A 24,141-nucleotide genomic window follows, 5' to 3' on the forward strand; every position below is an offset into this window, starting at 1 on the left:
TATCCAATGTCGCCGCTGTGGCAAAGGGATGAATTCCGCCTGCGCCCTATGGATGTGTCCTTTGGACACCCGGGCGATGTATCACCAGATATGGCGAGGCAAGGCGAAACTTGCACCCCCGGCCGGCATGAAATGTGCGGGAAGCCATGTCGAAAGAGGTCGAACGGACGGGCAAGCAGGCGAGCTGACAGACGCTCGCCGCCAGGCTCCATCGGTTGGCCTTTGCGAAAATACTGAATTTCAACCGTGCCTTAACATCTGGGCGATAGGCAGGAACAGGCTGAGTTAAACGGGGCCTGACCGACGCAATGGGACTGATAGCAACGATCCAACGCCAGAGCCGTCGATCCTATCTGGTGTCGCAATGTTCGCTTGTGGGGGCGCTGACGGCCACATCCGCCATCGCCCTGTCAGCGGATGCCACAGGTTCCATCGTCGCGACATCCGCAGCTGCGATGGCGGCAGTCGGGTTTTCCATGTTCACGCTCCATCATGCCAGGCGCGGTGTCTACCGAAAGCTTGAGCACGCCCACATCGCCGATGGCGAGCGGCAGCGCATGATGGAAAGCGATGTCATGACCGGCGCCCTGGCGCGCCGACATTTTATGGAATGTCTCGATCAGGCCGTTCGCAGGACCGATGTGCCCGTCACGCTGATGCTGATCGACATCGATCATTTCAAGCAACTGAACGACACGCTGGGACACCCGGCGGGCGATGCCGCACTCGTTCACCTCAGCAATTGCCTTCGCTATCAATTCAAGACGGGGCAGGTGGGGCGGCTCGGCGGCGACGAATTCGCGGTGCTTTTCACCGGCACGTCCGAGACCGAAATCGCGCGCCAGACCGCAGCGCTGCTGCGGCTGGTCGCCAAGCCCTTCCGCCACGCAGGCCATGACATCGCGCTCAGCGTCTCGATCGGCACTGCCACGTCGATCGATCGCGCTCACGACGCAAGCGGGCTGTTCCAGAATGCGGATCTGGCGCTTTACGCGAGCAAATCGGCTGGGCGTGGACGGGCAACGACGTTCGAGGAATCCATGCTGCATGATCGGCGCCGGATCCGTTATCTCCAGCGTGAACTTCGGGCCGCGATTTATCTCGATCATCTGGAACTGCATTACCAGCCTGTGGTCGATGCGCAGACACAGGTCAAAGGCTTTGAGGCGCTGGTGCGCTGGCGTCATCCGGTACGAGGCCTGATTCCGCCGGTCGAATTCATCCCGGTCGCGGAATCATCGACCCTGATCGATCTTCTGGGAGAGTGGGTCTTTAACCGTGCCTGCCAGGATTTCGTTCGCCTCGGCCATCTGAACGTCAGCATCAACGTGTCGGGCGAGCAACTGAAGCGCGACAATCTCGTCACGATGGCGGAACAGGTGCTGCAGCAGACGGGGTGTTCGCCCGATCGCATCGTTTTCGAGATCACCGAAACTGCGGCGACAGAGGCGAGCCCGGACGTCCTGCGCCGGCTGAACAAGTTGCGCGAAATGGGCATCCGCTTGGCGCTGGACGATTTCGGCACCGGCCATTGTGGCTTCAACTATCTAAAAACGCTGCCGATCGACGTCATCAAGATCGATCGCAGCTATATCAGCAATCTTGGGAAGGACAGGCTCGCGCAGGTGCTGGTCTCGGCACTGACGGAAGTGGGCCGCATCCAGGGCGTCTCGGTCGTGGCCGAAGGTGTCGAGACGGACGAGGACTTCCAGCTGGCCAAGGCTGCTGGCTGTGATCGCTTCCAGGGCTACGCGATCGCTCGCCCGCAGCCACTTGAACAGATTGATCTTTCAAGAATTGGCGGAATGCTGGCCGAAGCCTCCTGAAGCGCTGCTTTAGGCGAAGGTCAGGCGTCGTCCAGCGGCTCTACGCCCGTCGGCCTGCCGTTTCGGTCGAGCCTGATCTTTTCGACACGATCCTCTGCCGCTTTCAGAAGCGTTTCACAATGCTTCTTGAGCGCTTCGCCGCGCTCATAGATGGCGATCGAGCGGTCAAGCGGCACATCGCCCCGTTCCAGATCCGATACGATGCGCTCCAGTTCGGCCAGAGCCTGCTCGAAGCTCAATCCCGCGATCTCGGCGACGGCATCCGGTTGCGCGTTCATGGTCATCCTCTCATCAGTCTCTGGACATGGGTTGCGGCCGACTCGGCCAGCCCAACCAGATCATAGCCACCCTCGAGCAGGCTGACGATGCGGTGGCCGGTGTGGCGTTCGGCAATCTCCATGAGTTTTGCAGTGGCCCAGTCGAAATCGTCGGCGACCAGATTGATCTGCGCCAGCGGATCGCGGTGATGCGCGTCGAATCCGGCCGAGATGATGATCAGATCGGGCATTGCATCCTCGATCGCCGGCAGGATGCGCGACTTGAACGCCTCGCGGAAATGATCGCCACCCGTGTTGGGCGACAGTGGCGCATTGACGATGTTGCCCTTTGTGCCCGTCTCCCCGACTGCGCCGGTGCCGGGATAAAGCGGCATCTGGTGCGTCGAGAGATAGAGCACCGACGGGTCGCTCCAGAAGATGTCCTGAGTGCCGTTGCCGTGGTGGACGTCCCAGTCGATGATCGCGACGCGGTCGCAGCCATATTTGCGCTGGGCATGGCGGGCGGCGATAGCGGCATTGTTGAACAGGCAGAAGCCCATTGCCTTGTCCGCTTCGGCGTGGTGGCCGGGCGGGCGAGACGCGACGAAGACGTTGTCGGCCTTGTTGGTGAAAACGTCGTCGACAGCGGCCATAGCGGCGCCGACGGCCGTCAACGCCGCTTCAAGGCTGCGCGGGCTGGCATGGGTATCGGCATCGATCTGCGTCATGCCTTCTTCGGGGATGCTGCCGCGAACGCGGTTCAGGTAGCTCTCCGGATGCGCAAGCAGAACTGCCTCTTCCGGTGCCTGTTGCGCCTCGACGCGCACAAGCGCATCGAAGTTTTCATGCTCCAGAGCAGCAGCCACGGCCCGCAGGCGATCCGGGCGCTCGGGATGCCCGGCGGGCACCAGATGCTCCAGGAAGATCGGGCTCGTATAAAGCTTGGTCGTCATGACGCGCTTCCCCGGGGTGTGATCAAGAGCAGATTTCGGTCTCGGTGATGGCGATGCCGAAGCCTTCCAGCCCGACATAATGTCGTTCGCGCGAGGCGAGCAGGCGGATCGACGTGATGCCGAGGTCCTTCAGGATCTGAGCGCCAAGGCCGATTTCCAGCCATTCGTTCTCGCGGGCTTTAGCCTCGTCATGTTCTTCGGTGCCGAGCGCTGCGCGTCCCGCATTCTGCTGGCCAACGCCGACGGAGCCCTCACGAAGATAGACGATCACGCCGCGCCCGTGGGCCGCGATACGCTGCATATAGGCATCGATCGGGCGAGGCGTGCCGAACACATCCTGCACCGATCCGACCTGGAGCCGCACTGGCACGTCCTCGCCGTCACGAATGTCGCCGAAAACGATGGCGAGATGATGCATCGGGTCCCAGGGAAGGGAATAGGAATGCGCGACAGCGCGCCCGTGCGGCGTCTCGATCGGGAAGGTGGCGTTCTGCTTGACCAGCGTTTCCTTGCGCTGCCGATAGGCGATCAGGTCGGCGACGGAAACCTGCTTGAGGCCGTTTGCGTCGGCAAAGGCAGCCACCTGCGGTCCGCGCATGACGGTGCCATCGTCATTGACGAGTTCGCAGATGACGCCGACGGGCGGCAGATTGGCGAGCTTGCAGAGGTCGACCGCCGCTTCCGTGTGGCCGGAGCGCATCAAGACGCCGCCCTCGCGTGCAACGAGCGGGAAAATGTGGCCCGGCCGCACGAAATCGACCGCACCGGCATTGGGATTGGCAAGGTTGCGTGCCGTCAGCGTCCGGTCGTCGGCCGAGATCCCCGTCGTCGTGCCGTGCTTGTAGTCCACCGAGACGGTGAAGGCCGTCGTGTGCGGCGCATCGTTTTCAGCAACCATCGGGCCGAGATTGAAGCGCTTGGCGTCTTCGCGCGTCATTGGCGTGCAGACGATGCCGGATGTGTGGCGCACGATGAAGGCCATCTTCTCGGGCGTGCAATGAACGGCAGCGACGATCAGGTCGCCTTCGTTTTCGCGCCCGTCATCGTCGGTGACGACGACGATTTCACCTGCTTCGAAGGCCCGCAGAGCTTCGACAACGCGTTTCTGGTCGTATGGCATGACGTGTTCCTAGCAAGCGTATGGACGCAACTCGTGTGGCGGAGGGGCTTCAGTCGTCGTCGGCAAGTCTCGACCGGCCGGTCTGCCCTCGGTCCCTGAGATAGTGATCGGCGATCGTGCAGGCGAGCATGGCCTCTCCGATCGGAACGGCGCGGATGCCGACGCACGGGTCATGGCGACCCTTGGTGCGGATATCGACTTCGTTTCCGTCGGCATCGATGCTGCGGCGCTCGTTCAGGATCGACGATGTCGGCTTGACGGCGAAGCGCGCCACGATCGGCTGGCCTGTGGAAATGCCCCCCAGAATGCCGCCGGCATGATTGGAGAGGAAGATCGGCTTGCCATCGGGGCCGATGCGCATTTCGTCGGCATTGTCTTCGCCGCGGATCGTCGCTGCCAGAAAACCGTTGCCGATTTCCACGCCCTTGACGGCGTTGATCGACATCAGCCCGGCGCAAATGTCCTGGTCGAGCTTGGCGTAGATCGGTGCGCCGAGCCCTGCCGGCACACCTTCCGCCACCACTTCAATGATGGCGCCGACCGACGAGCCGGCTTTGCGCACCTCGTCGAGATAATCTTCCCACACCGGCACGATCTCCGGATCGGGCGCGAAAAACGGGTTGGTGTCGACGCAATCCCAGTCCCAGTTGCGCCGGTTGATCGGGCGATCGCCGATCTGCACGAGCGCGCCACGGAACTTCACACCGGGAAGCACCTTGCGGGCGATGCCGCCGGCCGCCACGCGCGCCGCGGTTTCGCGCGCCGACGAGCGCCCGCCGCCGCGATAGTCGCGCACGCCGTATTTGACGTCATAGGTATAATCGGCGTGGCCGGGCCGATACTGGCGCGAAATCTCGGAATAATCCTTGGACCGCTGGTCAGTGTTCTCGATGACGAGCGCGATCGGCGTGCCGGTGGTCACATAGGTGAACCCGTCTTCCTGCGGCATCACGCCTGAGAGAACCTTGACGACATCATCTTCACGACGCTGCGTCACGAAACGCGATTGCCCTGGCTTACGCTTGTCGAGCCAGTATTGGAGATCGGCCAGCGTGAAGGCGATGCCGGGCGGGCAGCCATCGACCACGCACCCAAGCGCCACACCATGGCTTTCACCAAAGGTTGTCACGCGGAAAAGATGGCCGAAAGTGTTGTGCGACATGGGGTGCCTGGGTGCATCTCAAGTGAAAGCGGAGCCTGATCTAACGCAAGCCTTGTCCATGCGCAAACGTCGGACGCATGGCAAATGGGGGGCAGGGCGGGTGCCGCAGCGTCAATCACCGGCGACGGGCAGCCAGGACGCGGAACCGTCCTTGATGAGCACGATGCGATCCTGGTGCACCGGCATGACCACGGCATCCTCGGCAGGCAACTGGCCAACCAGCTTGAACAGCGAGCGAATGACCCCACCATGGCAGACGCAGATCGTCGGCCGATCCACGGTCGAAAGCCAGGATGCAACGCGCCAGGAGAGGATCTCATAGCTCTCGGCATCGTTTCCGGGCGGAATGAAATGCCATTTGTCGGCTTCGCGCTTTGCGACCGCGTCGGGCTGATCGAGCGAGAGTTCCTCGAGCGTGCGCGTTTCCCAGTCGCCGAAGCACACTTCGATGATGCGATCGTCGGTCCGGTAATCCGCGACCGGCAGGCCGATTTCGGCGCGGATCAGCTCCATCGTCTCGCGGGTCCGCCCAAGCGGGCTTGCCACGAAATCGAACTCGGTGATCGTGCTTCCCAGTTCCTGGGCAAGCAGGCGGCCGTTCACGCGGGCCTGACCGCGCCCGATATCGTTCAGCGGAATGTCGCGCGCGCCCTGGAAGCGATCTTCGGCATTCCAGTCCGTCTGGCCGTGGCGGATGGCATAAATCAGCACGTCACGGCCTCGTGGAAGGGGATGCTCAGTCCTTGACGACCGAAATATCCGGCGCATCGACCGCCTTCATGCCGACGGTGTGATACCCCATGTCGACATGGTGGATCTCGCCCGTGACAGCGGTCGAGAGGTCCGAAAGGAGGTAAAGCGCCGAGCGCCCGACTTCCTCGATCGTGACCGTCCGCTTCAGTGGAGCATTGTACTCGTTCCACTTGAGAATGTAGCGGAAATCACCAATGCCTGAGGCCGCGAGCGTCTTGATCGGGCCCGCCGAAATGGCGTTGACGCGGATGCCGCGATTGCCGAGATCGACGGCGAGATAGCGCACACTCGCCTCGAGCGCCGCCTTGGCGACACCCATGACGTTGTAGTGCGGCATGACCTTCTCGGCGCCGTAATAGGTGAGTGTCACCACCGAGCCGCCGTCGTTCATGATCTTCTCGGCGCGCTTGGTCACGGCGGTCAGCGAATAGACCGAAATATCCATCGTGCGCATGAAGTTCGTGCGCGACGTCTCAAGATAGCGTCCCGTCAGCTCGTCCTTGTCGGAGAACGCGATGGCGTGCACGACGAAGTCGATCTTGCCCCACTGGCGCTCGACTTCGGCGAAGACGGCATCGATCGTCTCTTCATCGGCAACATCGCAATGGCCGGCGACGATCGCGCCAAGCTCTGCCGCCAGGGGCTCGACCCGCTTGCGCAGCGCGTCGCCCTGGTAGGTGAGTGCGATTTCCGCACCGTTTTCTGCCAAGGTCTTCGCAATGCCCCAGGCAATCGAGCGGTTGTTGGCGAGGCCCATGATGATGCCGCGCTTGCCGCGCATCAGCCCCGTTGCCTGATCCATGTCTCTCTCCTCGGCTTTCCAAGTGCGAGAGCCTATTGCACAGGCCTTCCGATGGTTCAAGGGAGACCTGAACGCTATCCCGGGGCGGTTTTCGCTCTTCAGACGAACCAGGCGCCGCGCTGCATGCGCAGAAGATCGGTGAGCTTTTCATCCGTTTCGGCCGGCAGCATCAGCCGCAATTCGCACACGAGATCGCCGCGCGCACCGCCGCTGGTGGGCAAGCCCCTGCCAGCCACGCGAATGCTGGCGGCCGAATCCGACCACGGATCAACCTTGATCGGCGTCGGTCCGTCGAGGCTTTCCACGGTCAGCGTCGCGCCGAAAACCGCCTGGTCCAGGGTGAGTGGCACTGCCAGAACCAGATCGCGCCCTTCGCTGCGGAAGCGCGCGTCCTTTTCGTAAACGATCGCGACGCAGAGATCGCCGCGCGAGCCCGCATCCGCCCCGCTGCCCTGTCCCGAAACACGGACGATCTCGCCCTGGAGTGCGCCGCGCGGCACCTTGACCGAAACCGTCGACCCATCGCCGCGCCGCACCTCGTGCTCGCCACCATTCATGATCGTGGCCAGAGGAACCTCGAGCCGCACATGCGTGTCGCTCGCCCCTGTTTCGTCGCGTGGGGTGATCAGGCCGAAAAGCGGCTTCAACGCGCGATCGAAGAGCGACCAGCTGCGCTGAGGCTTGGCGGGATTGGCTTTTTCCGTGCGCGGCTCGGCAGGCGCACCGTCCACCGGTACGTCATCGATCCCAGGCGCATCATTGATGGTCGCGCGCCCCGCCGCCCGTGCAGCGTCGGCGGCGGGCTTGGCCTGCTGAAAGGCCTCGCCGAAGATGCGTTCAGCAACATCCTCGGGCCGCTCCTGCGGCTCCGGACGGCGGCGGTTGATATCGGATGCGGCAAACGGGTCGGCTGTTCGCTTCCCTGCCGCGCTGGCTGGCCGCCTGCGGCCGCGCGCATCGATAAGCCCTTCATCGAATTCGCGACGCCGGTCTGGATTGCCTAGGATTTGGTAGGCCGCGTTGATTTCCGAGAAGCGCTCCTGCGCGCCGAAATCACCGGGATTCTGGTCCGGATGAAACGCCATGGCGAGCCGGCGGAAGGCGCTCTTGATCTCGTCTTTGCCGGCATCGGGCTGAACGCCGAGTATAAAATACGGATTACGCATGACCGATTCTTCCATGGACCGAGATGCAGTCTAGGAAGAGATTGCTAATTGAGGGTTTATGCCGATTTTTTCATGTTCCAGGCGAGAGATTGACGATCTGCCAGCGTTCGCCGTCATTGCTGCAGCCGAGACCCTGGAACTGCCGACGTCCGAACACGTCGCGACGTGTCGTGGAAAACCGGCGGCAGGTGGCATCGTCTCGCTGTTCTTCAGCTACATAGCCGATGACGCCTGTCGTTCCCGTGGAAGGATTGGCCCAGGCAAAGGGTCCGTCCGGCGTGCGGGCAAGGTCGATATCGGCGACGGCCGCTATGAGGGCCGCGTCGTCGCTGCCGGCGATTGGACCGGCCGGCCTGTTGATGGAGCCGGTCACGGTGTGATCGACGCCAAGCGCCATGTCCACGTCCGTCCCGATACATCCACTGAGTGCGAGGGTCGGGATGCCGACACACATGGCTCTGCATGCAAGGGTGAAACGGTCGCGCAATGTCATGGACTTGTGCAGGATGGGCACCATATGGTCGACGCAATTGAAAACGGAAGGCGCATCTGAATCCACAATGAGCGATACATCCTTAACTCAAGGTAACTTCACCGAGGCGACGGACCCCATCGCTCTGTTCGCGGGCTGGCTGGAAGAAGCCGTGGCGAGCGAAGTCAACGATCCGACGGCGACGGCACTGGCGACGGTCGACACCGACGGTCTGCCGGATGTGCGGATGGTTCTGCTCAAGGGCTTCGATGATCGCGGCTTCGTTTTCTACACGAATTTCGAAAGCGCCAAGGGCTCGCAGATCCAGGCGACCATGAAGGCCGCCATGTGTTTCCACTGGAAGTCGTTGCGCCGGCAGGTTCGCGTTCGCGGACCGGTCGAAATCGTGACAGAGGCGGAGGCGGACGCCTATTACACATCGCGTCCCCGAGGCAGCCAGATCGGCGCCTGGGCTTCCGCGCAGTCGCGACCGCTGGACGACCGGGCGACCCTGGAAAAGGCAGTGGCCGACCTGACCGCACGCTATGGCGACGAAACCATTCCGCGCCCACCCCACTGGTCTGGCTTTCGCATCAAGCCGGTCGCGATCGAGTTCTGGAAGGACGGCGCGTTTCGCCTGCACGACCGCATCAAGTTCACGCGCCAGGACGAGGGCGCAGCCTGGGATCGCCTACGCCTCTATCCCTGAGCGGCGTTTCATCATGCGGAACGGCAATCCGGAAGCGAGCGCACGGACATAGCGCGCTCGCTGAAAGTGACCGTTGAGCGAAATGCGCGGCAGGCTGAACGGTGAAAGTGTCAGTCCGGCAGCGTCGATCACGCCGGGCTGGGTCGTCACCGCGAGCTTGAAGCCTGCCGTCCCGGAGGCTGTGAATTCCCGTGGTCCCGCTGCGCAGACGCTGCCATAGGGATAGGCAAATGTCGCCGGGCGCTTGCCGGTGATCTCGCCGATATAATCTGCAGAGCCGCTCAGCTCTGCGTGAAGACGCTCCAGCGTGACATGCGCTAGGCTCGGATGGGTAAGACTGTGGGCGCCCAGCGAAACCAGCGCTTCAGAATCAGTGAGAGCCGCCAGTTCGGCACTGTCCATGATCTCGCTTTCGATGAAGTCCAGTGGCTCGAGCCCGGCGTCCCGGGCAACGATGTCCAACACCTGAATGCGCTCATCCTGATGGCCGGATCGAATTGCAGCGGCAAGCCGCGCAAAGGCGAGTGACTTCAACGCGATCGTCGTCGTGGAGAGTGTCTCCAGCCCGCTGCCGAAATCAAAGGTCAGCGAGTTCTGGTTGCCAAGCAGCGTCGCCGCCGTTTCCCACCAGGCGGAATGGGTGCGCTCAACAAACCCACGAGTCACGAAGATCGTGTGAGGCACGTTGTGCCGTTTGAAGACGGGAAGCGCGTGGTCGCGATTGTTGCGATAGCCGTCGTCCAGCGTGAAGGCGAAATAACTGTCGCTCGCATTGCCGTCCCGCACGTGATCGGGAAGATCTTCCAGCCGCACCGGCTTGAAGCCGTCCGCGATCAGGGAAGACAAGGCGACGTCGAGAAATTCAGGCGTCACTTCCAGATGCGCGTTCGGCGCAAACGGTGCGCGTACAGCCGGGCGCACATGATGAAGCGTGAAAATCAGCGCACGGGGGCGCTTGGAGCGGCCGATGCCTGCGCGGGAGGCGAGGTGAAACGTCTCCAGCGCTGCGGCGACCGCAGCTTTTCCCAGGCCATGTCTGGCGAGTGTCGTCCCCACGCCGCCCTCGATCCCCCAACGCCGATCGTGCTGCATTCAGCTTCGAGTGTTAGGGGATGGACATTAATCTTTGTTGAAGATCGTTCCCGCAAGCAGACTGTCGACAAAGGCGGGCACGAGCATAGACGCCGTTCCGGTTTCGGAGCGATGAAAGCGCGAATGCCCGGCGGAGGGCTCGAGGTTGAGCTCGACGGTCAGTGCGCCGGCGCTGCGTGCTTCTTCCACGAAACCGGCGGCGGGATAGACGGTGCCGCTCGTGCCGATCGACACGAAGAGGTCGGCTGCCTGGAGACGGTCGCAAATCCTCTCCATCTCATAAGGCATCTCGCCGAACCAGACGACGTCGGGGCGCATTCCACCACCCATGCTGCAGGAGGGGCAGGGCGTCAGCGTGTCCATCTCTCCACGCCAAGGGTGGCGCTGCCCGCAGTGGAGGCAGAGCGCCTTTGCAAGTTCGCCATGCATGTGCATCAGCTTCCGGCTGCCGGCGCGCTCATGCAGATCGTCGATGTTCTGGGTGACAAGCAGGAAGTCACCCGAGAATTCCTGCTCAAGCCGCGCGAGCGCGAGATGCGCGGCATTGGGCGCGACGCTGTCCAGCCCGGCACGCCGCTCGTTGTAGAAATCGTGAACCCGATCCGGGTCGCGGGCAAAGGCCTGCGGTGTTGCCACATCCTCGATGCGTACCCTCGACCAGATGCCGCCCTTGTCCCGGAATGTCGCCACGCCCGATTCGGCCGAAATGCCGGCGCCGGTAAGGATGACGATGGAGGAGGGGCGAAACGCCATTGCCGACGTTGTCCAGTCAGGCTTCGGTGCCGCCGACCGTGGTCTGCTCCATCTTCAGGTGTGGCTGGCCGACGCCGACGGGCACCCACTGGCCCGCCTTGCCGCAATTGCCGACACCGGTGTCGAGCTTGGGATCGTTGCCGATCATGGAAATGCGCTTCATCGCGTCGGGTCCGTTGCCGATCAGCATCGCACCCTTGATGGGGTGACCGATCTTTCCGTCCTCGATCATGTAAGCCTCGGTGCAGCCGAAGACGAACTTGCCGGAGGTGATGTCCACCTGTCCGCCACCGAAGGAGACAGCGTAGATGCCCTTTTTCACCGAAGCGATCATTTCTTCCGGCGTGTGCTGGCCGCCGAGCATGTAGGTGTTCGTCATGCGGGGCATCGGTGCATGGCTGTGGCTTTCGCGACGACCATTGCCGGTCGGCTTCATGCCCATCAGCCGGGCGTTCTGACGATCCTGCATGTAGCCGACGAGCTTCCCATCCTCGATAAGGACATTGTAGGCGGACGGCGTGCCTTCGTCGTCGATGGTGATCGAGCCGCGGCGTTCGCCGATCGTCCCGTCATCCACCACCGTGACGCCTTTGGCGGCGACCTGTTCGCCGAGAAGCCCGGCAAACGCCGAGGTCTTCTTGCGGTTGAAGTCGCCTTCGAGCCCGTGGCCGACGGCTTCATGCAGCATCACGCCCGGCCAGCCATTGCCGAGCACGACGTCCATCGTCCCGGCCGGAGCAGGGCGCGCTTCGAGATTGACGAGAGCCTGGCGAAGAGCCTCGTCGGCGCCGCTGCGCCAGTTCTCGGCCACGACGAAATCGCCAAAGCCGTGCCGGCCGCCCATTCCGAAGCTGCCGCTCTCCTGGCGGTCGCCATCGCCAACGACGACTGAGACGTTCACTCGGGTCAGCGGTCGCACGTCACGCCGCCGCTCGCCATCGGCGCGGATGATTTCCACCACCTGCCAGCTCGCGCCGAGTGACACGGTTACCTGCCGAACCTTGGGATCCCTGGCGCGCACATAGGCATCGATTTCCTGCAGGAGCTTCACCTTCTGCTCGAAATCGGGCTGGCCGATCGGGTTCTCCTCACCATAAAGGCTGCGATTAGTGCGCTGCGGAGCCGCCGCATAGCTGCCAGAATGCCCTACGGTCACGGCCGAAACCGCATCGGCTGCACGTTTGAGCGCAGCCTCGGACAGTTCGCCCGCATGGGCATAACCGATGGCCTCACCCGCCACGGCCCGCAATCCGAAGCCTTGATCGGTGTTGAATGTACCGCTCTTCAACCGGCCATTGTCGAAGAGGAGCCCTTCGGACTGGCGGTATTCGAGGAAGAGTTCGCCATCGTCTGCGCCGCGCAGCGTGTCGGACACGATCCGCTCGATCGAGGCTGCGGAGATATCGAACTTGTCGAGCAATTGATCGGTCACGAAGAGGCTCCCGGACGCTTGAAGTGGTCCGGGTCATATAGGCCTTGGCCGGATGGAATCACACCCTCAGAAACGGCAAAGCCGCCCATGAGGCGGCTTTGGAATACGCGTGGCGGCCGAGGCAGCCTCAGGGCAGGGCAGCGAAGCCTGCTTCGAAGCCGTCCAGATCGACCGGTATGCCGATGCCTTCTTCCGGCGTCTGAAACACGATGAACGTCGCGGTCGTGCCGCTACCCATGGTCTCGAGCAGTTCGTCTTCCAAAATCACCTCAGCGTAACAGCCGTCGGTGAAGCAGCGCACGAAATAGGCCCGGCCGATATCCTCGCCATCGACATTGAGACCGAGGCCGTTGGGCAGAAGAACGCCGAGTGGCGCAAGGACGCGCAGGATGCGGGCCTGATCGTCGGCCGTCTTCAGCACGACGACCGAAAGACCGACTTCCGGGCGGTCCTCGGCGATCACGTTCTGCATGAGCGCACATTGCTCGTCGGGCGCGCCAGCCTGTTCGTCGCAGACGATCGACCAGGCACCATGTGTGGAGCGAACGGCGCCGCTCTGTGATGGCGAAGGCTGAGTCTCCGGCAATGTCTGGGCTTCCGGCGCAGGCTCGCCTTCAGCCGGCGTTTCTGCCGCCGGCGCTTCGGCCGGAGCCTCGGCATCCTGTGCCTGGGCTGAAAGAGGGAGTGCGGCCAGGGCCAGGAATGCGGCGCCGGCGGTGGCGCTCCGGATGAAGACAGACAGTGGGCTCGGCAGCATCGGCGACCTCGAAATGGCGAATCACAGGCAGGAATTTGACGGCGCGCGGCCGAAAATGAAAGCCCGGCCGGCGGAGCCTTCCCGCATATCCATCAATAACGGCCAGAATCGTGCAGCTAGACGCAAATAAACAAAGAGTGGAGACATGGGAGGCAGGCGTGGACGCCCCACCTTAAGACTATGGCGCGTCGGGTGCAAAATGCCGCATGAGAAGCGCCTTCCGCATGTTGCGATAGCCTGTAAATTATGGTTCTAAGCGGGCAAGAAAGTCCGGCTCGGTACAAGATTGTGCCTGCAATGGGCCATGCTTCAAGGAGATTGGGTGTGAGATACATCTCATTTGCAGCGCTGACCGCTATGGTTTCGCTGCTTTCTGCTACCGGGGCCAACGCGGATCAGCCGGTCGACTGGCAGGTGCGTTTTCAGCCGGCAGCGACTGGAATCATGCAGGAAATCACGTGGTTCGAGATTTACACGCTGTGGTTCATCGTGCCGATCACGCTGCTCGTTCTCGGCCTTCTCGCCTATTGCGCCATCAAGTTCCGTAAATCGGCAAACCCGGTTCCGTCGCGCACCAGCCACAACACGCTGATCGAAGTTGTCTGGACCGTCGCGCCGGTCGTGATTCTCCTGGCGATCGCCGTTCCGTCCTTCCAACTGCTCTCCGCCCAGTACGATCCGCCGGAAGAAGCCGCGCTGACGATCAAGGCGACCGGCTACCAGTGGTACTGGGGCTATGAATACCAGGCTGAAGCGGAAGAGGGTGGCGAGCCGACGGAAGTCGTCTTCGATTCCTTCATGCTGCAGGACGCCGACCGCGAAGCTGCCGGCAAGACCGATGTTGCCGCTTATCCGCGTCTGCTGGCCGTCGACAACGAAGTCGTTGTGCCGGTGAACCAGACCGTCCGCCTGCTCATCACGGCCGGTGACGTTCTCCACTCCTTCGCCATGCCGGCTTTCGGTGTGAAGATGGACGCCGTGCCGGGCCGTCTGAACGAGACGTGGTTCAAGGCGGAGCGTGAAGGCCTCTATTACGGCCAGTGCTCAGAACTGTGCGGTAAGGATCACGCCTTTATGCCGATCGCGATTCGCGTTGTGAGCGAAGAGCAGTACAATTCCTGGGCTACGGCCGCTGCCGCCAATGTCGGCGAAGCGAACCGCGCTCTCATGGCTGCGATCGAGGCTGAAAAGTCCGTCGACGTTGCCGAAAACGATGCACAGTAAGAACTAGGAGCGAGGCTCATGGCCGGTTCGACCGCTGCTCACGACGCCCATCACGATCACGTGCCGCAAGGCTTCGTGAAGCGGTGGATGTTCTCCACCAACCACAAGGACATCGGTACGCTCTACCTGATCTTCGCGATCATGGCGGGCATCATCGGTGGCGCCCTGTCCATCTTCATGCGCATGGAGCTGCAGGAGCCGGGCATCCAGATTTTCCACGGCCTCGCAGCCATGGTCTACGGCTTCGAGGGTGATGCAGCCCTCGACGGCGGCAAGCACATGTACAATGTGTTCACGACCGCTCACGGCCTCATCATGATCTTCTTCATGGTCATGCCGGCGCTCATCGGCGGCTTCGCCAACTGGATGGTGCCGATCATGATCGGTGCGCCGGACATGGCGTTCCCACGCATGAACAACATCTCGTTCTGGCTTCTGCCGCCCGCATTCATCCTGCTGCTGCTTTCGATGTTCGTCGAAGGTCCGGCCGGTGCCTACGGTGTCGGTGGTGGTTGGACGATCTACCCTCCGTTCTCGACATCCGGCCAGCCTGGGCCAGCCATGGATCTCGCGATCCTGTCGCTGCACATTGCCGGTGCCTCGTCGATCCTCGGTGCGATCAACTTCATCACCACGATCTTCAACATGCGCGCTCCGGGCATGACGCTGCACAAGATGCCGCTCTTCGCCTGGTCGGTTCTGATCACCGCCTTCCTGCTTCTCCTGTCGCTGCCCGTTCTCGCTGGTGCCATCACCATGCTTCTGACGGACCGCAACTTCGGCACGGCGTTCTTCGATCCGTCGGGCGGTGGTGATCCGATCCTCTTCCAGCACCTGTTCTGGTTCTTCGGTCACCCGGAAGTGTACATCCTGATCCTGCCGGCCTTCGGCATCGTCAGCCACATCATTTCGACCTTCTCGCGCAAGCCGGTGTTCGGCTATCTCGGCATGGCCTACGCCATGGTCGCGATCGGCGCCGTCGGCTTCATCGTGTGGGCCCACCACATGTACACGGTCGGCCTGTCGCTCGACACGCAGCGCTACTTCGTCTTCGCTACGATGGTCATCGCGGTTCCGACGGGCGTGAAGATCTTCTCGTGGATCGCGACGATGTGGGGCGGTTCGATCTCGTTCCGCACGCCGATGCTGTGGGCGATCGGCTTCATCTTCCTCTTCACGGTTGGTGGCGTCACGGGCGTGCAGCTCGCCAATGCGGGTCTCGATCGCTCCTTCCATGACACCTATTACGTCGTTGCGCACTTCCACTACGTGCTGTCGCTCGGCGCCGTCTTCGCGATCTTCGCAGCCTGGTACTATTGGTTCCCGAAGATGACCGGCTACATGTACAATTCCATGGTCGCCAAAACCCACTTCTGGGTCACCTTCATCGGCGTGAACCTCGTGTTCTTCCCGCAGCACTTCCTGGGTCTGGCCGGCATGCCGCGCCGTTACATCGACTACCCTGATGCCTTTGCAGGCTGGAACGCGATCTCGTCCTACGGTTCGTACATCGCCGCCATCGGTGTCCTGATCTTCCTCTATGGCGTCTGGGAAGCCTTCGCCAAGAAGCGGATCGCGGGCGACAATCCATGGGGTGAGGGTGCAACGACACTCGAGTGGCAGCTGTCTTCGCCGCCGCCGTTCCACCAGTGGGAGCAGCTGCCGCGCATCAAGTAAGCGGCAGCCGACCAGGGTTGATGAACAAGAGACCGCCAGCATCGTTTGGCGGTCTCCGACTTGAGAGAAGACTAAAATCTGCGCGTCCCGCGCGAAAGGTTGAGTTGAATGGCCTACACCAGCGATCATGATGTCGCCGTGCCTGAAATCGTTGGCGGATCCGATGTCCGCATGTCCGAGGCCAGCGCACGCGACTTCTTCGATCTCCTGAAGCCGCGGGTCATGTCGCTCGTGATCTTCACGGCCTTCGTCGGCCTTTATCTCGCGCCCGGCGACATCCACCCGTTCATCGCCGGCGTTGCCGTGCTCTGCATCGCCGTCGGCGCAGGCGCCTCCGGCGCGCTCAACATGTGGTACGACGCCGATATCGACGCGGTGATGACGCGAACGGCAAAGCGTCCCATTCCCGATGGCCGGGTGACCGGTAGCGAAGCGCTGGGCTTCGGCCTGATCCTTTCCGTTTTCTCGGTGATTACGCTCGGACTGCTCGTAAACTGGGCCGCTTCCGCGCTTCTGGCTTTCACCATCTTCTTCTACGCCGTCGTCTACACGATGTGGCTGAAGCGCATGACGCCGCAAAACATCGTCATCGGCGGTGCTGCCGGCGCTTTTCCGCCCATGATCGGCTGGGTCGCCGTCACCGGCTCCATCTCGATCGAAAGCGTCGTGCTTTTCCTGATCATCTTCCTGTGGACGCCGCCGCACTTCTGGGCGCTCGCGCTTTTCAAGCTGCGTGACTATGGCGATGCCGGTGTTCCGATGATGCCGAACGTCAAGGGCGAGGCGTCCACCAAGACGCAGATGTTCTGGTATGCGGTCGCAACGGCCGTTGTCGGCGTATCACCGTACTTCCTCGGCTTTGCCGGTCCGGTCTATGCCGCCGTCTCGCTGCTGCTCGGCGCCGAGTTTGTCCGCCATGCCTACAAGGTCTGGAAGATGCCGGAAGACGATCGCGTCATGGTGCCGGCCAAGAAGCTGTTCGGTTATTCGCTGATCTATCTCTTCGCGATCTTCGCATTGTTCCTGATCGACGATTGGGCGATGCGGGCCTTCACAGCGTTTGCGGCATGATGGAGGCAGCAATGGAAACTGTCGAACTGACTGAAAAGCAGAAGCGCGCACGCCGCAACCGGTCCATCGCGATCGGCATCGTTCTGGCGCTGCTTGTCATCCTGTTCTACGCGGCAACGGTCATCAAGATCGGGCCGGAGATCATGAACAAGCCGATGATCTGAGGGAGACGCACGTGGCCGATCGTAACGACACTGCAGCAGAAACGAAGAAGCCCGCCAACAACCGCGGCATCGTGATCGCGTGTCTGGTTTTCGCCTCGACCATGGGCGGCATGGCTTATGCAGCGGTGCCGCTTTACGAGCTGTTCTGTCAGGTGACAGGCTATGGCGGCACGACGCAGCGCGCCGAACAATATTCCGACACGATCCTCGACCGCACGGTCAAGGTTCGCTTCGATGCGAACGTGAACGGCCTGCCCTGGACATTCCGCCCGAAGCAGCGCGAGGTCGAAGTCCGGATCGGCGAGACGATTCAGGTTGAGTACATGGCGACCAACAACAGCGAGCGCACGACGTCCGGTCAGGCGACCTACAATGTCACGCCACAGACCGCCGGCGCTTTCTTCAACAAGGTCGAGTGCTTCTGCTTCACCGAGATGAGCCTCGAACCCGGTGAGTCGATCGACATGCCGGTCGTGTTCTTCGTGGATCCGGCGATCGTCGATCAGCGCGAGACGCAGAACATCGAAACGATTACGTTGTCATACACGTTCTTCCCGCACGCCACGGAAGCTGCACCCGTTGCTGCAGCGCCGGTCGGCGACGAGAAGAATTCGGACAGTCTCTAATGGAATAAGGCGGTCCGTCGGGTTCCGCCTGCAAGGAAAGGTCAATCGGGGATCAGTTCATGGCCGATGCACATACGAAAAATCACGACTATCACATCATCGACCCGTCACCCTGGCCCCTGGTCGCTTCGATCGGCGCTCTGGTCATGGCCTTCGGTGGCGTCGGCTACATGCGCTATCTTTCCGGTGGCTCCTTCAACATGTTCGGGGTCAACTGGGCGAGCCCGTGGCTCTTTTACATCGGCCTCGCGATCGTGCTCTACACCATGTATGGCTGGTGGTCGGACACGGTAAAGGAATCGCGCGAGGGGCATCACACGCGCGTCGTGTCGCTGCACCTGCGCTACGGCATGATCATGTTCATCGCTTCCGAAGTGATGTTCTTCGTCGCCTGGTTCTGGGCCTTCTTCGATGCGAGCCTCTTCGCTGACGAATCGATCCAGGAAGCCCGCGTGGCCTTCACGGGCGGCCAGTGGCCACCGGCCGGCATCGAGGTGCTGGATCCGCTGCACCTGCCACTCTACAACACCGTCATCCTGCTGCTTTCCGGCACGACGGTCACCTGGGCGCACCATGCGCTGCTGCACAACGACCGCAAGGGCCTGATCTATGGCCTGTCACTGACGGTCGCGCTCGGCGTGCTGTTCTCCTACGTCCAGTATTATGAGTACGTCCACGCGCCGTTCGAATTCGCGAACTCGATCTACGGCGCCACCTTCTTCATGGCGACGGGCTTCCATGGCTTCCACGTCATCGTTGGGACCATCTTCCTGGCCGTCTGCCTCATCCGTGCGCTGAAGGGGCACTTCACGCCGCAGAAGCACTTCGGTTTTGAAGCTGCTGCTTGGTACTGGCACTTCGTCGACGTGGTGTGGCTCTTCCTCTTCTTCTCGATCTACGTCTGGGCATCCTGGGGCGCACCGATCGCTGCGCATTGATGTCGCATCGCTGTCCGGGCCATGGCCCGGGCAGCCTAGAATGCTTATATCTGGGGCGGTCCGATCCAATCGGGCCGCCCATTTTCATTGCGTGAGGCCGAACATGTACGAGGACCACGCCCATCACCCCGCAGTCGATCCGGTTCGCGCAGGCTTGAAGGGCGTCTGCCCGCGCTGTGGCGAGGGGCGTCTTTTCGATGGCTTCCTGAGCCTGAAGCCCGAATGTCAGGCGTGCGGGCTCGACTATGGATTTGCCGATGCCGGCGACGGGCCAGCGGTCTTCGTCATCATGATCATCGGCTTCCTGGTCGTGGGGATGGCCCTTTGGGCTGAACTGACCTTTCAGCCGCCGCTGTGGGTGCACCTGCTGCTCTGGGCGCCGGTGACGCTGGTTCTGTGCCTGGCGCTTCTGCGGGCACTCAAGGGCGTACTGATCACGCTGCAATACAAGCACAATGCACGCGAGGGAGCCATCGATGACGGCAAACGCTGATAGGCCAATCGTCGTGCGCGAGCGGCGCAGGCCGGGGCCGATCTTCCTCGTGGTGATCCTTGCCGCCTTCGGCGCGTTGATCGCGCTCGGAACGTGGCAGGTGGAGCGCCTGCAATGGAAGGAAGCCCTGCTGGCGACGATCGAGCAGCGCATCGTCGCCGAGCCGATGGCGCTCCCCGAAGCGGAAGCGCTGTTTGCCGCCGAGCAAGACGTGGAGTACGTGCCGATCCGCCTGAGCGGGACGTTCGACCACGCCTCCGAGCAGCATTTTCTCGCCACGCACCAGGGTCAGTCCGGCTGGTATGTCTACACACCCCTCATGCTGGAAGACGGCCGCTCGATCATCGTCAACCGAGGCTTCGTGCCTTACGACATGAAGAACATCGCAGACCGTCCCTGGCGGGAGCCGACGGGAATCGTCGGTTTTGACGCTCTCGCCCGCAATCCGCTGTTCGAAAAGCCGGGCTTCGTCGTGCCGGACAACGCGCCGGCCGATAATCTCTGGTACTGGAAGGATTTCGAGGCCATGCGCCAAGCGATGGGCCTGCAAACGGAGACCCTCGTGCCGTTCTTCGCAGATATCCGCACCTATGATGCGCCTGTGAACAACTATCCCATCCCCGGCGTGACCCAGGTCGCTCTGCCAAACAACCATCTGCAATACGCTGTCACCTGGTACGGCCTTGCCGCGGCCCTTGCAGGTGTGGTCGGTTTCATGTTTCTACGCAGGCCGCAGGACAGCGACCGCGAGGCATGATGACAGAGGTAACGAACGAGGCGAGGGTTCCGTTGACGATCCGGCTGTGCGGCCCGAGAGGGTTCTGCGCAGGCGTCGATCGTGCAATCCAGATCGTCGTTCTCGCGCTGAAGAAATACGGTGCACCGGTCTATGTCCGCCACGAGATCGTCCACAATCGCTATGTCGTCGAAGGCCTCGAGGCCAAGGGCGCGGTGTTCGTGGAGGAACTTCACGAGATACCCGAGGAACACCGCGGGCAGCCCGTCATCTTCTCGGCCCACGGCGTGCCGAAATCCGTGCCGGCCGATGCGCAAGCGCGCAATCTCTTTTATCTCGATGCGACCTGTCCGCTGGTCTCCAAGGTCCACAAGCAGGCCATGCGCCATGAGCGGCAGGGCCGGCATGTGCTCCTGATCGGCCATGCAGGCCACCCAGAAGTGATCGGCACCATGGGGCAATTGCCGGAAGGCGCGGTGTCCCTCATCGAAACGGTCGAGGATGCCCGCGCCTATGAAGCGGCAGACCCCGACAATCTCGGTTTCGTAACCCAGACGACGCTGTCGGTGGACGATACGGCCGGCGTCATCGCGGCGCTGACAGAGCGTTTCCCCAATCTGAAGGCGCCGGCGGCCGAATCGATCTGCTACGCAACGACCAACCGGCAGGATGCGGTGAAGGCGGCAGCACCCGGAACCGATCTTTTCCTCGTGGTGGGTGCCCCCAACTCGTCGAATTCCAAGCGCCTGGTCGAAGTGGCCGTGCGGGCGGGCGCCCGGCACGCGCTGCTGGTCCAGCGTGCGGACGAGATCAATTGGGATCATCTCGGCCCCTTGAAGACCGTTGCCCTGTCGGCCGGCGCCTCCGCGCCGGAAACGATCGTCAGTGAAATTATCGAGGCCTTTCGGCAGCGGTTCGATGTCATCGTCGAACTGGCCGAAACCGTGCAGGAAGACGAGACATTCCTCGTCAATCGCGAATTGCGCGATACGGAACTGACGGTGGCCGACATGGCCTTCGTCAACGGCGAAGCTCTCGCCATCGGAGCACGCTGACCTTGGCCGTCTACACCGATATCACCGAGGATGAACTTGCCGTCTTCCTGGCCGACTACGACGTCGGCTCGCTGCTGAGCTACAAGGGCATTGCCGAGGGGGTCGAGAATTCGAACTTCCTGCTCCACACCACGGCCGGCTCCTTTATTCTGACGCTCTATGAGAAGCGGGTCGACAGGCGCGATCTGCCGTTCTTTCTCGGCCTGATGGAGCACCTTGCCGGGCAGGGGCTCAATTGCCCGCTGCCGATCCGCAAGCGCGATGAAGGTGTGTTGAGCGAGCTCGCCGGCCGTCCGGCCGCGATGATCTCTTTCCTGGAGGGCATGTGGCTGAGGCGGCCGCGCGCCGAGCATTGCCGCGAGGTGGGTGCAGCACTTGCGCGCATGCATGTGGCGGGTGATGGCTTCGAACTCGGTCGGGCTAATGCGCTGTCGGTCTCGGGCTGGCGCCCGCTGTGGGACATGTCGCGTGACCGTGCCGAAACGGTCGAGCCGGGGCTGGTGGCCGAGATCGAGTGGGAACTGGACAGCCTGGAGGCCGCCTGGCCGTCCAATCTTCCGAGTGGGGTCATCCACGCCGATCTCTTTCCAGACAACGTCTTCTTCCTCGGAGACGAAGTTTCCGGGCTGATCGACTTTTATTTCGCCTGCAACGACCTGCTCGCCTATGACGTCTCGATCTGCCTCAACGCCTGGTGCTTCGAAAAAGATGGGTCCTTCAACATGACGAAGGGCATGGCGCTTCTGGATGGCTACGATTCGGTACGCAAGCTGACGGATGCGGAGCGCGCCGCGTTGCCGCTTCTGGCACGAGGCTCGGCGCTCCGTTTCTTCCTGACGCGTCTCTATGACTGGCTGACGACGCCGGAGGGCGCACTTGTCGTGAAGAAAGACCCTAAGGAATATCTGAGGCGCTTGCGCTTCCACAGACAGATCAAGGACGCGGCCGAATACGGGCTTCGCGAGACAGCATGAAGACAGTTGAGATTTACACCGACGGCGCCTGCTCGGGGAATCCGGGGCCGGGCGGCTGGGGCGCGATCCTGCGTTTTAACGGCGTCGAAAAGGAACTGTCGGGCGGCGAGGCCGAGACGACGAACAATCGCATGGAATTGATGGCGGCGATCGCGTCGCTTGAGGCCTTGAAGACACCCTGCACGGTCGATCTCTATACCGACAGCGTCTATGTGCGCGACGGCCTGACCAAGTGGATCCATGGCTGGAAAAAGAACGGCTGGAAGACCGCCGACAAGAAACCGGTCAAGAATGCCGAGCTGTGGCAGGCGCTGGATGCGGCGCGCAATCGCCACGAGGTTCGCCTGCACTGGGTAAAGGGCCATGCCGGCCACCCGGAGAACGAACGGGCCGACGAGCTGGCACGCCTCGCCATGGCGCCGTTCAAGGCGGCAAGGCGTGCCGGCTGATTGAGGATCAGAGCTGCTCGAGAATGGCGGCGGCACCCGACTTGGTGGCCTGACCCGGCGCGTCTTCGACGTTCAGCGCTTTGACGACGCCATCCTCGACGACCATCGAATAGCGCTTGGAGCGCACACCGAGTGTGCCGGCGGAGAGATCGGTTTCCATGCCGATGGCCTTCGTGAACGAGGCGTCCCAGTCGGACAGGAAGCGGATCTTGCCTTCGCCGCCGGAGGACTTGCTCCAGGCCGACATCACGAAAGCATCGTTGACGGCAACGACGGCAATGTCGTCGACCCCCTTGCCGAGGATGGTGTCGCGGTGTTCGATGTAGCCCGGCAGATGGTTCATGTCGCAGGTCGGCGTGAAGGCGCCGGGAACGGCGAACAGGACGACTTTCTTGCCAGCAAAGACGTCAGCTGTGGAGACCTCTTCCATCCCGTCAGACGTCTTCTCCTTGAATTTTGCTTCCGGCAGCTTGTCACCGACTGATACGGTCAAGGCAATTCTCCTGTGTGGCTTGATGAGTGAGCCGAATGGCGCGGATCGCACGCTAGAGAATTTAGGCGTGGCATGGAAGAAGGCGCAGCGCTTCCGATGTCGTTTCCCGCTGCGCATGGGGCCGGACGGCAGTTTCCTTATTCGGCGTGCATGACTTGCTGGATGCTGTGCGTGTGGGTCTTCAGCACGAGGGCCAGCGGTGCGGCATCCGCTCCATCGTCGATCGGCTGCCGTTTGACCTTCACGGCGAAGCGGCTTGTCTGACCCTGCGTCGCGATCTTTCTCGGCGTGCCGAGCCGCCACCCCGGTGGCGTGGCGATGAAGAGCTCAGCCGCCGCGGCCGCTTCGGCAGAGGGAAGATGGGCATCGACCAGGAGCCGATCGTGCTCGCCGGGCTCGCGCGTGATGGCGTCGATGCGCATCTCGGCTGTCTGATCGCCTGGCAAGGATGAAAACGCCTCATCGACCAGCGCTGTTTCAATGGGAGAAGCGCCCTGCGACAGCGCCACATCCAGTTGCGCATCGACGGGGATGCAGACGCTCTTGCACACGCCGATCAGGATATTCGCAGCGAGGTTCGCGGTATCGTCTGCAGTCTCCTGCTGGAGGCGAAACGGCAGGCGGACGGATGATGTGTAGCCAGCCCAGATCGCGTACCCATCGTCGACCCGCTCAGGCGCTGGAAAGAAAAGCTCGACGGCAGATAGATTGGTGCTGCCGGAGATGGTCATCTGCGGCGGCAGGCCGCTGTCGCCCGGATCGACCCAATAGGTCTTCCAGCCCGGTGTCAGCTCGATGTCCAGCATGCCGCGAATGACGCCGTCGGCATCGGGCGTGCTGGTGACGATCCGCAGGCGGCCGCCTTCATGGTCGACCCACTCAGACGAAGCGGCGAGGGCTGGACCTTGCGCCAACGCTGCAACCAGAGCGAAAGCGGCAAGCCCACACCCAAAAAGGGCGTGCGGTCCGGTTTTTCCTGCGTCGGCA

27 protein-coding genes are annotated in these 24,141 nt (G+C 62.3%); 13 read left to right on the forward strand and 14 right to left on the reverse strand.

The window, feature by feature from the left end; all coding sequences use genetic code 11:
• The first annotated feature begins 308 nt into the window (after positions 1-308).
• Positions 309-1,826, forward strand: a complete 1,518-nt coding sequence (locus tag QQL76_RS11085) for a putative bifunctional diguanylate cyclase/phosphodiesterase (protein ID WP_499207686.1) — start codon at positions 309-311, stop codon at positions 1,824-1,826.
• 20 nt (positions 1,827-1,846) lie between these two features.
• Here QQL76_RS11085 and QQL76_RS11090 read toward each other — a convergent pair whose 3' ends face one another.
• From QQL76_RS11090 to QQL76_RS11125, 8 genes are all read right to left on the reverse strand, one after another.
• Positions 1,847-2,110: an exodeoxyribonuclease VII small subunit gene (locus QQL76_RS11090; protein ID WP_499207687.1), complete on the reverse strand. Its 264-nt coding sequence runs from the start codon at positions 2,108-2,110 to the stop codon at positions 1,847-1,849.
• Positions 2,107-3,036, reverse strand: coding sequence for a histone deacetylase family protein (locus QQL76_RS11095; protein ID WP_499207688.1), 930 nt, complete (start codon positions 3,034-3,036; stop codon positions 2,107-2,109). The genes QQL76_RS11090 and QQL76_RS11095 overlap by 4 nt, the downstream gene beginning before the upstream one ends.
• A 22-nt stretch (positions 3,037-3,058) precedes the next feature.
• Positions 3,059-4,156 (reverse strand): 3,4-dihydroxy-2-butanone-4-phosphate synthase, encoded by a 1,098-nt coding sequence (gene ribB, locus QQL76_RS11100; protein WP_126011144.1) that lies wholly within the window; start codon positions 4,154-4,156, stop codon positions 3,059-3,061.
• Positions 4,157-4,205: 49 nt separating this feature from the next.
• On the reverse strand, positions 4,206-5,318 hold the full coding sequence (aroC, locus tag QQL76_RS11105; RefSeq protein ID WP_499207689.1) for a chorismate synthase: 1,113 nt from the start codon (positions 5,316-5,318) through the stop codon (positions 4,206-4,208).
• A 111-nt stretch (positions 5,319-5,429) separates the two neighbouring features.
• Positions 5,430-6,029 (reverse strand): histidine phosphatase family protein, encoded by a 600-nt coding sequence (locus tag QQL76_RS11110; protein WP_499207690.1) that lies wholly within the window; start codon positions 6,027-6,029, stop codon positions 5,430-5,432.
• 25 nt (positions 6,030-6,054) lie between these two features.
• Positions 6,055-6,873, reverse strand: coding sequence for an enoyl-[acyl-carrier-protein] reductase FabI (fabI, locus tag QQL76_RS11115; RefSeq protein WP_499207691.1), 819 nt, complete (start codon positions 6,871-6,873; stop codon positions 6,055-6,057).
• A gap of 98 nt (positions 6,874-6,971) precedes the next feature.
• Complete coding sequence (locus tag QQL76_RS11120; protein WP_499207692.1) at positions 6,972-8,039, reverse strand: DnaJ C-terminal domain-containing protein; 1,068 nt, start codon at positions 8,037-8,039, stop codon at positions 6,972-6,974.
• A 70-nt stretch (positions 8,040-8,109) separates the two neighbouring features.
• Positions 8,110-8,436, reverse strand: a complete 327-nt coding sequence (locus QQL76_RS11125) for a hypothetical protein (protein ID WP_499207693.1) — start codon at positions 8,434-8,436, stop codon at positions 8,110-8,112.
• A 163-nt stretch (positions 8,437-8,599) separates the two neighbouring features.
• Between QQL76_RS11125 and pdxH the strand changes: the two genes are divergently transcribed.
• The gene (gene pdxH / locus QQL76_RS11130) at positions 8,600-9,220 is read left to right on the forward strand and encodes a pyridoxal 5'-phosphate synthase (RefSeq protein ID WP_499207694.1); all 621 of its coding nucleotides are present in this window, start codon (positions 8,600-8,602) and stop codon (positions 9,218-9,220) included.
• On the opposite strand, the gene QQL76_RS11135 is transcribed toward pdxH, so the two are convergent.
• From QQL76_RS11135 to QQL76_RS11150, 4 genes are all read right to left on the reverse strand, one after another.
• Positions 9,203-10,276, reverse strand: coding sequence for a polysaccharide deacetylase family protein (locus QQL76_RS11135; protein ID WP_499207695.1), 1,074 nt, complete (start codon positions 10,274-10,276; stop codon positions 9,203-9,205). The two genes, pdxH and QQL76_RS11135, sit on opposite strands and share 18 nt — an antisense overlap.
• A gap of 63 nt (positions 10,277-10,339) precedes the next feature.
• Positions 10,340-11,065: an NAD-dependent deacylase gene (locus QQL76_RS11140; protein ID WP_499207696.1), complete on the reverse strand. Its 726-nt coding sequence runs from the start codon at positions 11,063-11,065 to the stop codon at positions 10,340-10,342.
• Positions 11,066-11,081: 16 nt separating this feature from the next.
• On the reverse strand, positions 11,082-12,497 hold the full coding sequence (gene tldD, locus QQL76_RS11145) for a TldD/PmbA family protein (RefSeq protein WP_499207697.1): 1,416 nt from the start codon (positions 12,495-12,497) through the stop codon (positions 11,082-11,084).
• A 127-nt stretch (positions 12,498-12,624) separates the two neighbouring features.
• Entirely contained in the window at positions 12,625-13,254 is a 630-nt protein-coding gene (locus QQL76_RS11150; protein ID WP_126011134.1) for an invasion associated locus B family protein, read from the reverse strand.
• 324 nt (positions 13,255-13,578) lie between these two features.
• On the opposite strand from QQL76_RS11150, the gene coxB reads away from it, so the two are divergent.
• From coxB to rnhA, 11 genes are all read left to right on the forward strand, one after another.
• Positions 13,579-14,478, forward strand: a complete 900-nt coding sequence (gene coxB, locus QQL76_RS11155) for a cytochrome c oxidase subunit II (protein WP_499207698.1) — start codon at positions 13,579-13,581, stop codon at positions 14,476-14,478.
• Positions 14,479-14,496: 18 nt separating this feature from the next.
• Complete coding sequence (gene ctaD, locus QQL76_RS11160) at positions 14,497-16,155, forward strand: cytochrome c oxidase subunit I (protein ID WP_126011132.1); 1,659 nt, start codon at positions 14,497-14,499, stop codon at positions 16,153-16,155.
• Between the two features lie 108 nt (positions 16,156-16,263).
• Positions 16,264-17,226: a heme o synthase gene (cyoE, locus tag QQL76_RS11165; protein WP_404862475.1), complete on the forward strand. Its 963-nt coding sequence runs from the start codon at positions 16,264-16,266 to the stop codon at positions 17,224-17,226.
• A gap of 11 nt (positions 17,227-17,237) precedes the next feature.
• On the forward strand, positions 17,238-17,390 hold the full coding sequence (locus QQL76_RS11170; protein ID WP_164527743.1) for a cytochrome c oxidase system small membrane protein: 153 nt from the start codon (positions 17,238-17,240) through the stop codon (positions 17,388-17,390).
• Positions 17,391-17,401: 11 nt separating this feature from the next.
• Positions 17,402-18,016 (forward strand): cytochrome c oxidase assembly protein, encoded by a 615-nt coding sequence (locus QQL76_RS11175; protein ID WP_499207699.1) that lies wholly within the window; start codon positions 17,402-17,404, stop codon positions 18,014-18,016.
• Positions 18,017-18,075: 59 nt separating this feature from the next.
• On the forward strand, positions 18,076-18,954 hold the full coding sequence (locus QQL76_RS11180; RefSeq protein ID WP_499207700.1) for a cytochrome c oxidase subunit 3: 879 nt from the start codon (positions 18,076-18,078) through the stop codon (positions 18,952-18,954).
• Positions 18,955-19,057: 103 nt separating this feature from the next.
• Positions 19,058-19,447 (forward strand): DUF983 domain-containing protein, encoded by a 390-nt coding sequence (locus tag QQL76_RS11185; protein ID WP_499207701.1) that lies wholly within the window; start codon positions 19,058-19,060, stop codon positions 19,445-19,447.
• Positions 19,431-20,204 carry an SURF1 family protein gene (locus QQL76_RS11190; protein ID WP_499207702.1) on the forward strand — a complete coding sequence of 258 codons (774 nt, stop codon included), beginning with the start codon at positions 19,431-19,433 and terminating at the stop codon, positions 20,202-20,204. The genes QQL76_RS11185 and QQL76_RS11190 overlap by 17 nt, the downstream gene beginning before the upstream one ends.
• The gene (ispH, locus tag QQL76_RS11195; protein WP_499208355.1) at positions 20,204-21,238 is read left to right on the forward strand and encodes a 4-hydroxy-3-methylbut-2-enyl diphosphate reductase; all 1,035 of its coding nucleotides are present in this window, start codon (positions 20,204-20,206) and stop codon (positions 21,236-21,238) included. The genes QQL76_RS11190 and ispH overlap by 1 nt, the downstream gene beginning before the upstream one ends.
• A 2-nt stretch (positions 21,239-21,240) precedes the next feature.
• Entirely contained in the window at positions 21,241-22,212 is a 972-nt protein-coding gene (locus QQL76_RS11200; protein WP_499207703.1) for a homoserine kinase, read from the forward strand.
• A complete protein-coding gene (gene rnhA, locus QQL76_RS11205; RefSeq protein ID WP_499207704.1) occupies positions 22,209-22,661 on the forward strand; it encodes a ribonuclease H family protein in 453 nt (150 codons plus the stop codon). Before QQL76_RS11200 ends, rnhA begins: the two co-directional genes overlap by 4 nt.
• 7 nt (positions 22,662-22,668) lie before the next feature.
• Here rnhA and QQL76_RS11210 read toward each other — a convergent pair whose 3' ends face one another.
• Positions 22,669-23,154 (reverse strand): peroxiredoxin, encoded by a 486-nt coding sequence (locus tag QQL76_RS11210; protein ID WP_499207705.1) that lies wholly within the window; start codon positions 23,152-23,154, stop codon positions 22,669-22,671.
• Between the two features lie 137 nt (positions 23,155-23,291).
• A complete protein-coding gene (locus QQL76_RS11215) occupies positions 23,292-24,068 on the reverse strand; it encodes a protein-disulfide reductase DsbD domain-containing protein (protein ID WP_499207706.1) in 777 nt (258 codons plus the stop codon).
• Positions 24,069-24,141: the final 73 nt, after the last annotated feature.

The organism is Rhizobium albus, from assembly GCA_030160035.1.
GTDB classification, from domain to species: Bacteria; Pseudomonadota; Alphaproteobacteria; order Rhizobiales; family Rhizobiaceae; genus Georhizobium; species Georhizobium albus.

What these genes read in the sequence shown, in the direction of transcription:
- QQL76_RS11095 (WP_499207688.1), bottom strand. Translation starts at nt 3,036, where the DNA reads ATGACGACCAAGCTTTATACGAGCCCGATCTTCCTGGAGCATCTGGTG.
- pdxH (WP_499207694.1), top strand. Translation starts at nt 8,600, where the DNA reads ATGAGCGATACATCCTTAACTCAAGGTAACTTCACCGAGGCGACGGAC.
- aroC (WP_499207689.1), bottom strand. Translation starts at nt 5,318, where the DNA reads ATGTCGCACAACACTTTCGGCCATCTTTTCCGCGTGACAACCTTTGGT.
- rnhA (WP_499207704.1), top strand. Translation starts at nt 22,209, where the DNA reads ATGAAGACAGTTGAGATTTACACCGACGGCGCCTGCTCGGGGAATCCG.
- ribB (WP_126011144.1), bottom strand. Translation starts at nt 4,156, where the DNA reads ATGCCATACGACCAGAAACGCGTTGTCGAAGCTCTGCGGGCCTTCGAA.
- QQL76_RS11090 (WP_499207687.1), bottom strand. Translation starts at nt 2,110, where the DNA reads ATGACCATGAACGCGCAACCGGATGCCGTCGCCGAGATCGCGGGATTG.
- cyoE (WP_404862475.1), top strand. Translation starts at nt 16,264, where the DNA reads ATGGCCTACACCAGCGATCATGATGTCGCCGTGCCTGAAATCGTTGGC.
- fabI (WP_499207691.1), bottom strand. Translation starts at nt 6,873, where the DNA reads ATGGATCAGGCAACGGGGCTGATGCGCGGCAAGCGCGGCATCATCATG.
- QQL76_RS11190 (WP_499207702.1), top strand. Translation starts at nt 19,431, where the DNA reads ATGACGGCAAACGCTGATAGGCCAATCGTCGTGCGCGAGCGGCGCAGG.
- QQL76_RS11120 (WP_499207692.1), bottom strand. Translation starts at nt 8,039, where the DNA reads ATGCGTAATCCGTATTTTATACTCGGCGTTCAGCCCGATGCCGGCAAA.
- QQL76_RS11140 (WP_499207696.1), bottom strand. Translation starts at nt 11,065, where the DNA reads ATGGCGTTTCGCCCCTCCTCCATCGTCATCCTTACCGGCGCCGGCATT.
- QQL76_RS11180 (WP_499207700.1), top strand. Translation starts at nt 18,076, where the DNA reads ATGGCCGATGCACATACGAAAAATCACGACTATCACATCATCGACCCG.
- ctaD (WP_126011132.1), top strand. Translation starts at nt 14,497, where the DNA reads ATGGCCGGTTCGACCGCTGCTCACGACGCCCATCACGATCACGTGCCG.
- ispH (WP_499208355.1), top strand. Translation starts at nt 20,204, where the DNA reads ATGACAGAGGTAACGAACGAGGCGAGGGTTCCGTTGACGATCCGGCTG.
- QQL76_RS11125 (WP_499207693.1), bottom strand. Translation starts at nt 8,436, where the DNA reads ATGGCGCTTGGCGTCGATCACACCGTGACCGGCTCCATCAACAGGCCG.
- QQL76_RS11085 (WP_499207686.1), top strand. Translation starts at nt 309, where the DNA reads ATGGGACTGATAGCAACGATCCAACGCCAGAGCCGTCGATCCTATCTG.
- QQL76_RS11185 (WP_499207701.1), top strand. Translation starts at nt 19,058, where the DNA reads ATGTACGAGGACCACGCCCATCACCCCGCAGTCGATCCGGTTCGCGCA.
- QQL76_RS11150 (WP_126011134.1), bottom strand. Translation starts at nt 13,254, where the DNA reads ATGCTGCCGAGCCCACTGTCTGTCTTCATCCGGAGCGCCACCGCCGGC.
- QQL76_RS11170 (WP_164527743.1), top strand. Translation starts at nt 17,238, where the DNA reads ATGGAAACTGTCGAACTGACTGAAAAGCAGAAGCGCGCACGCCGCAAC.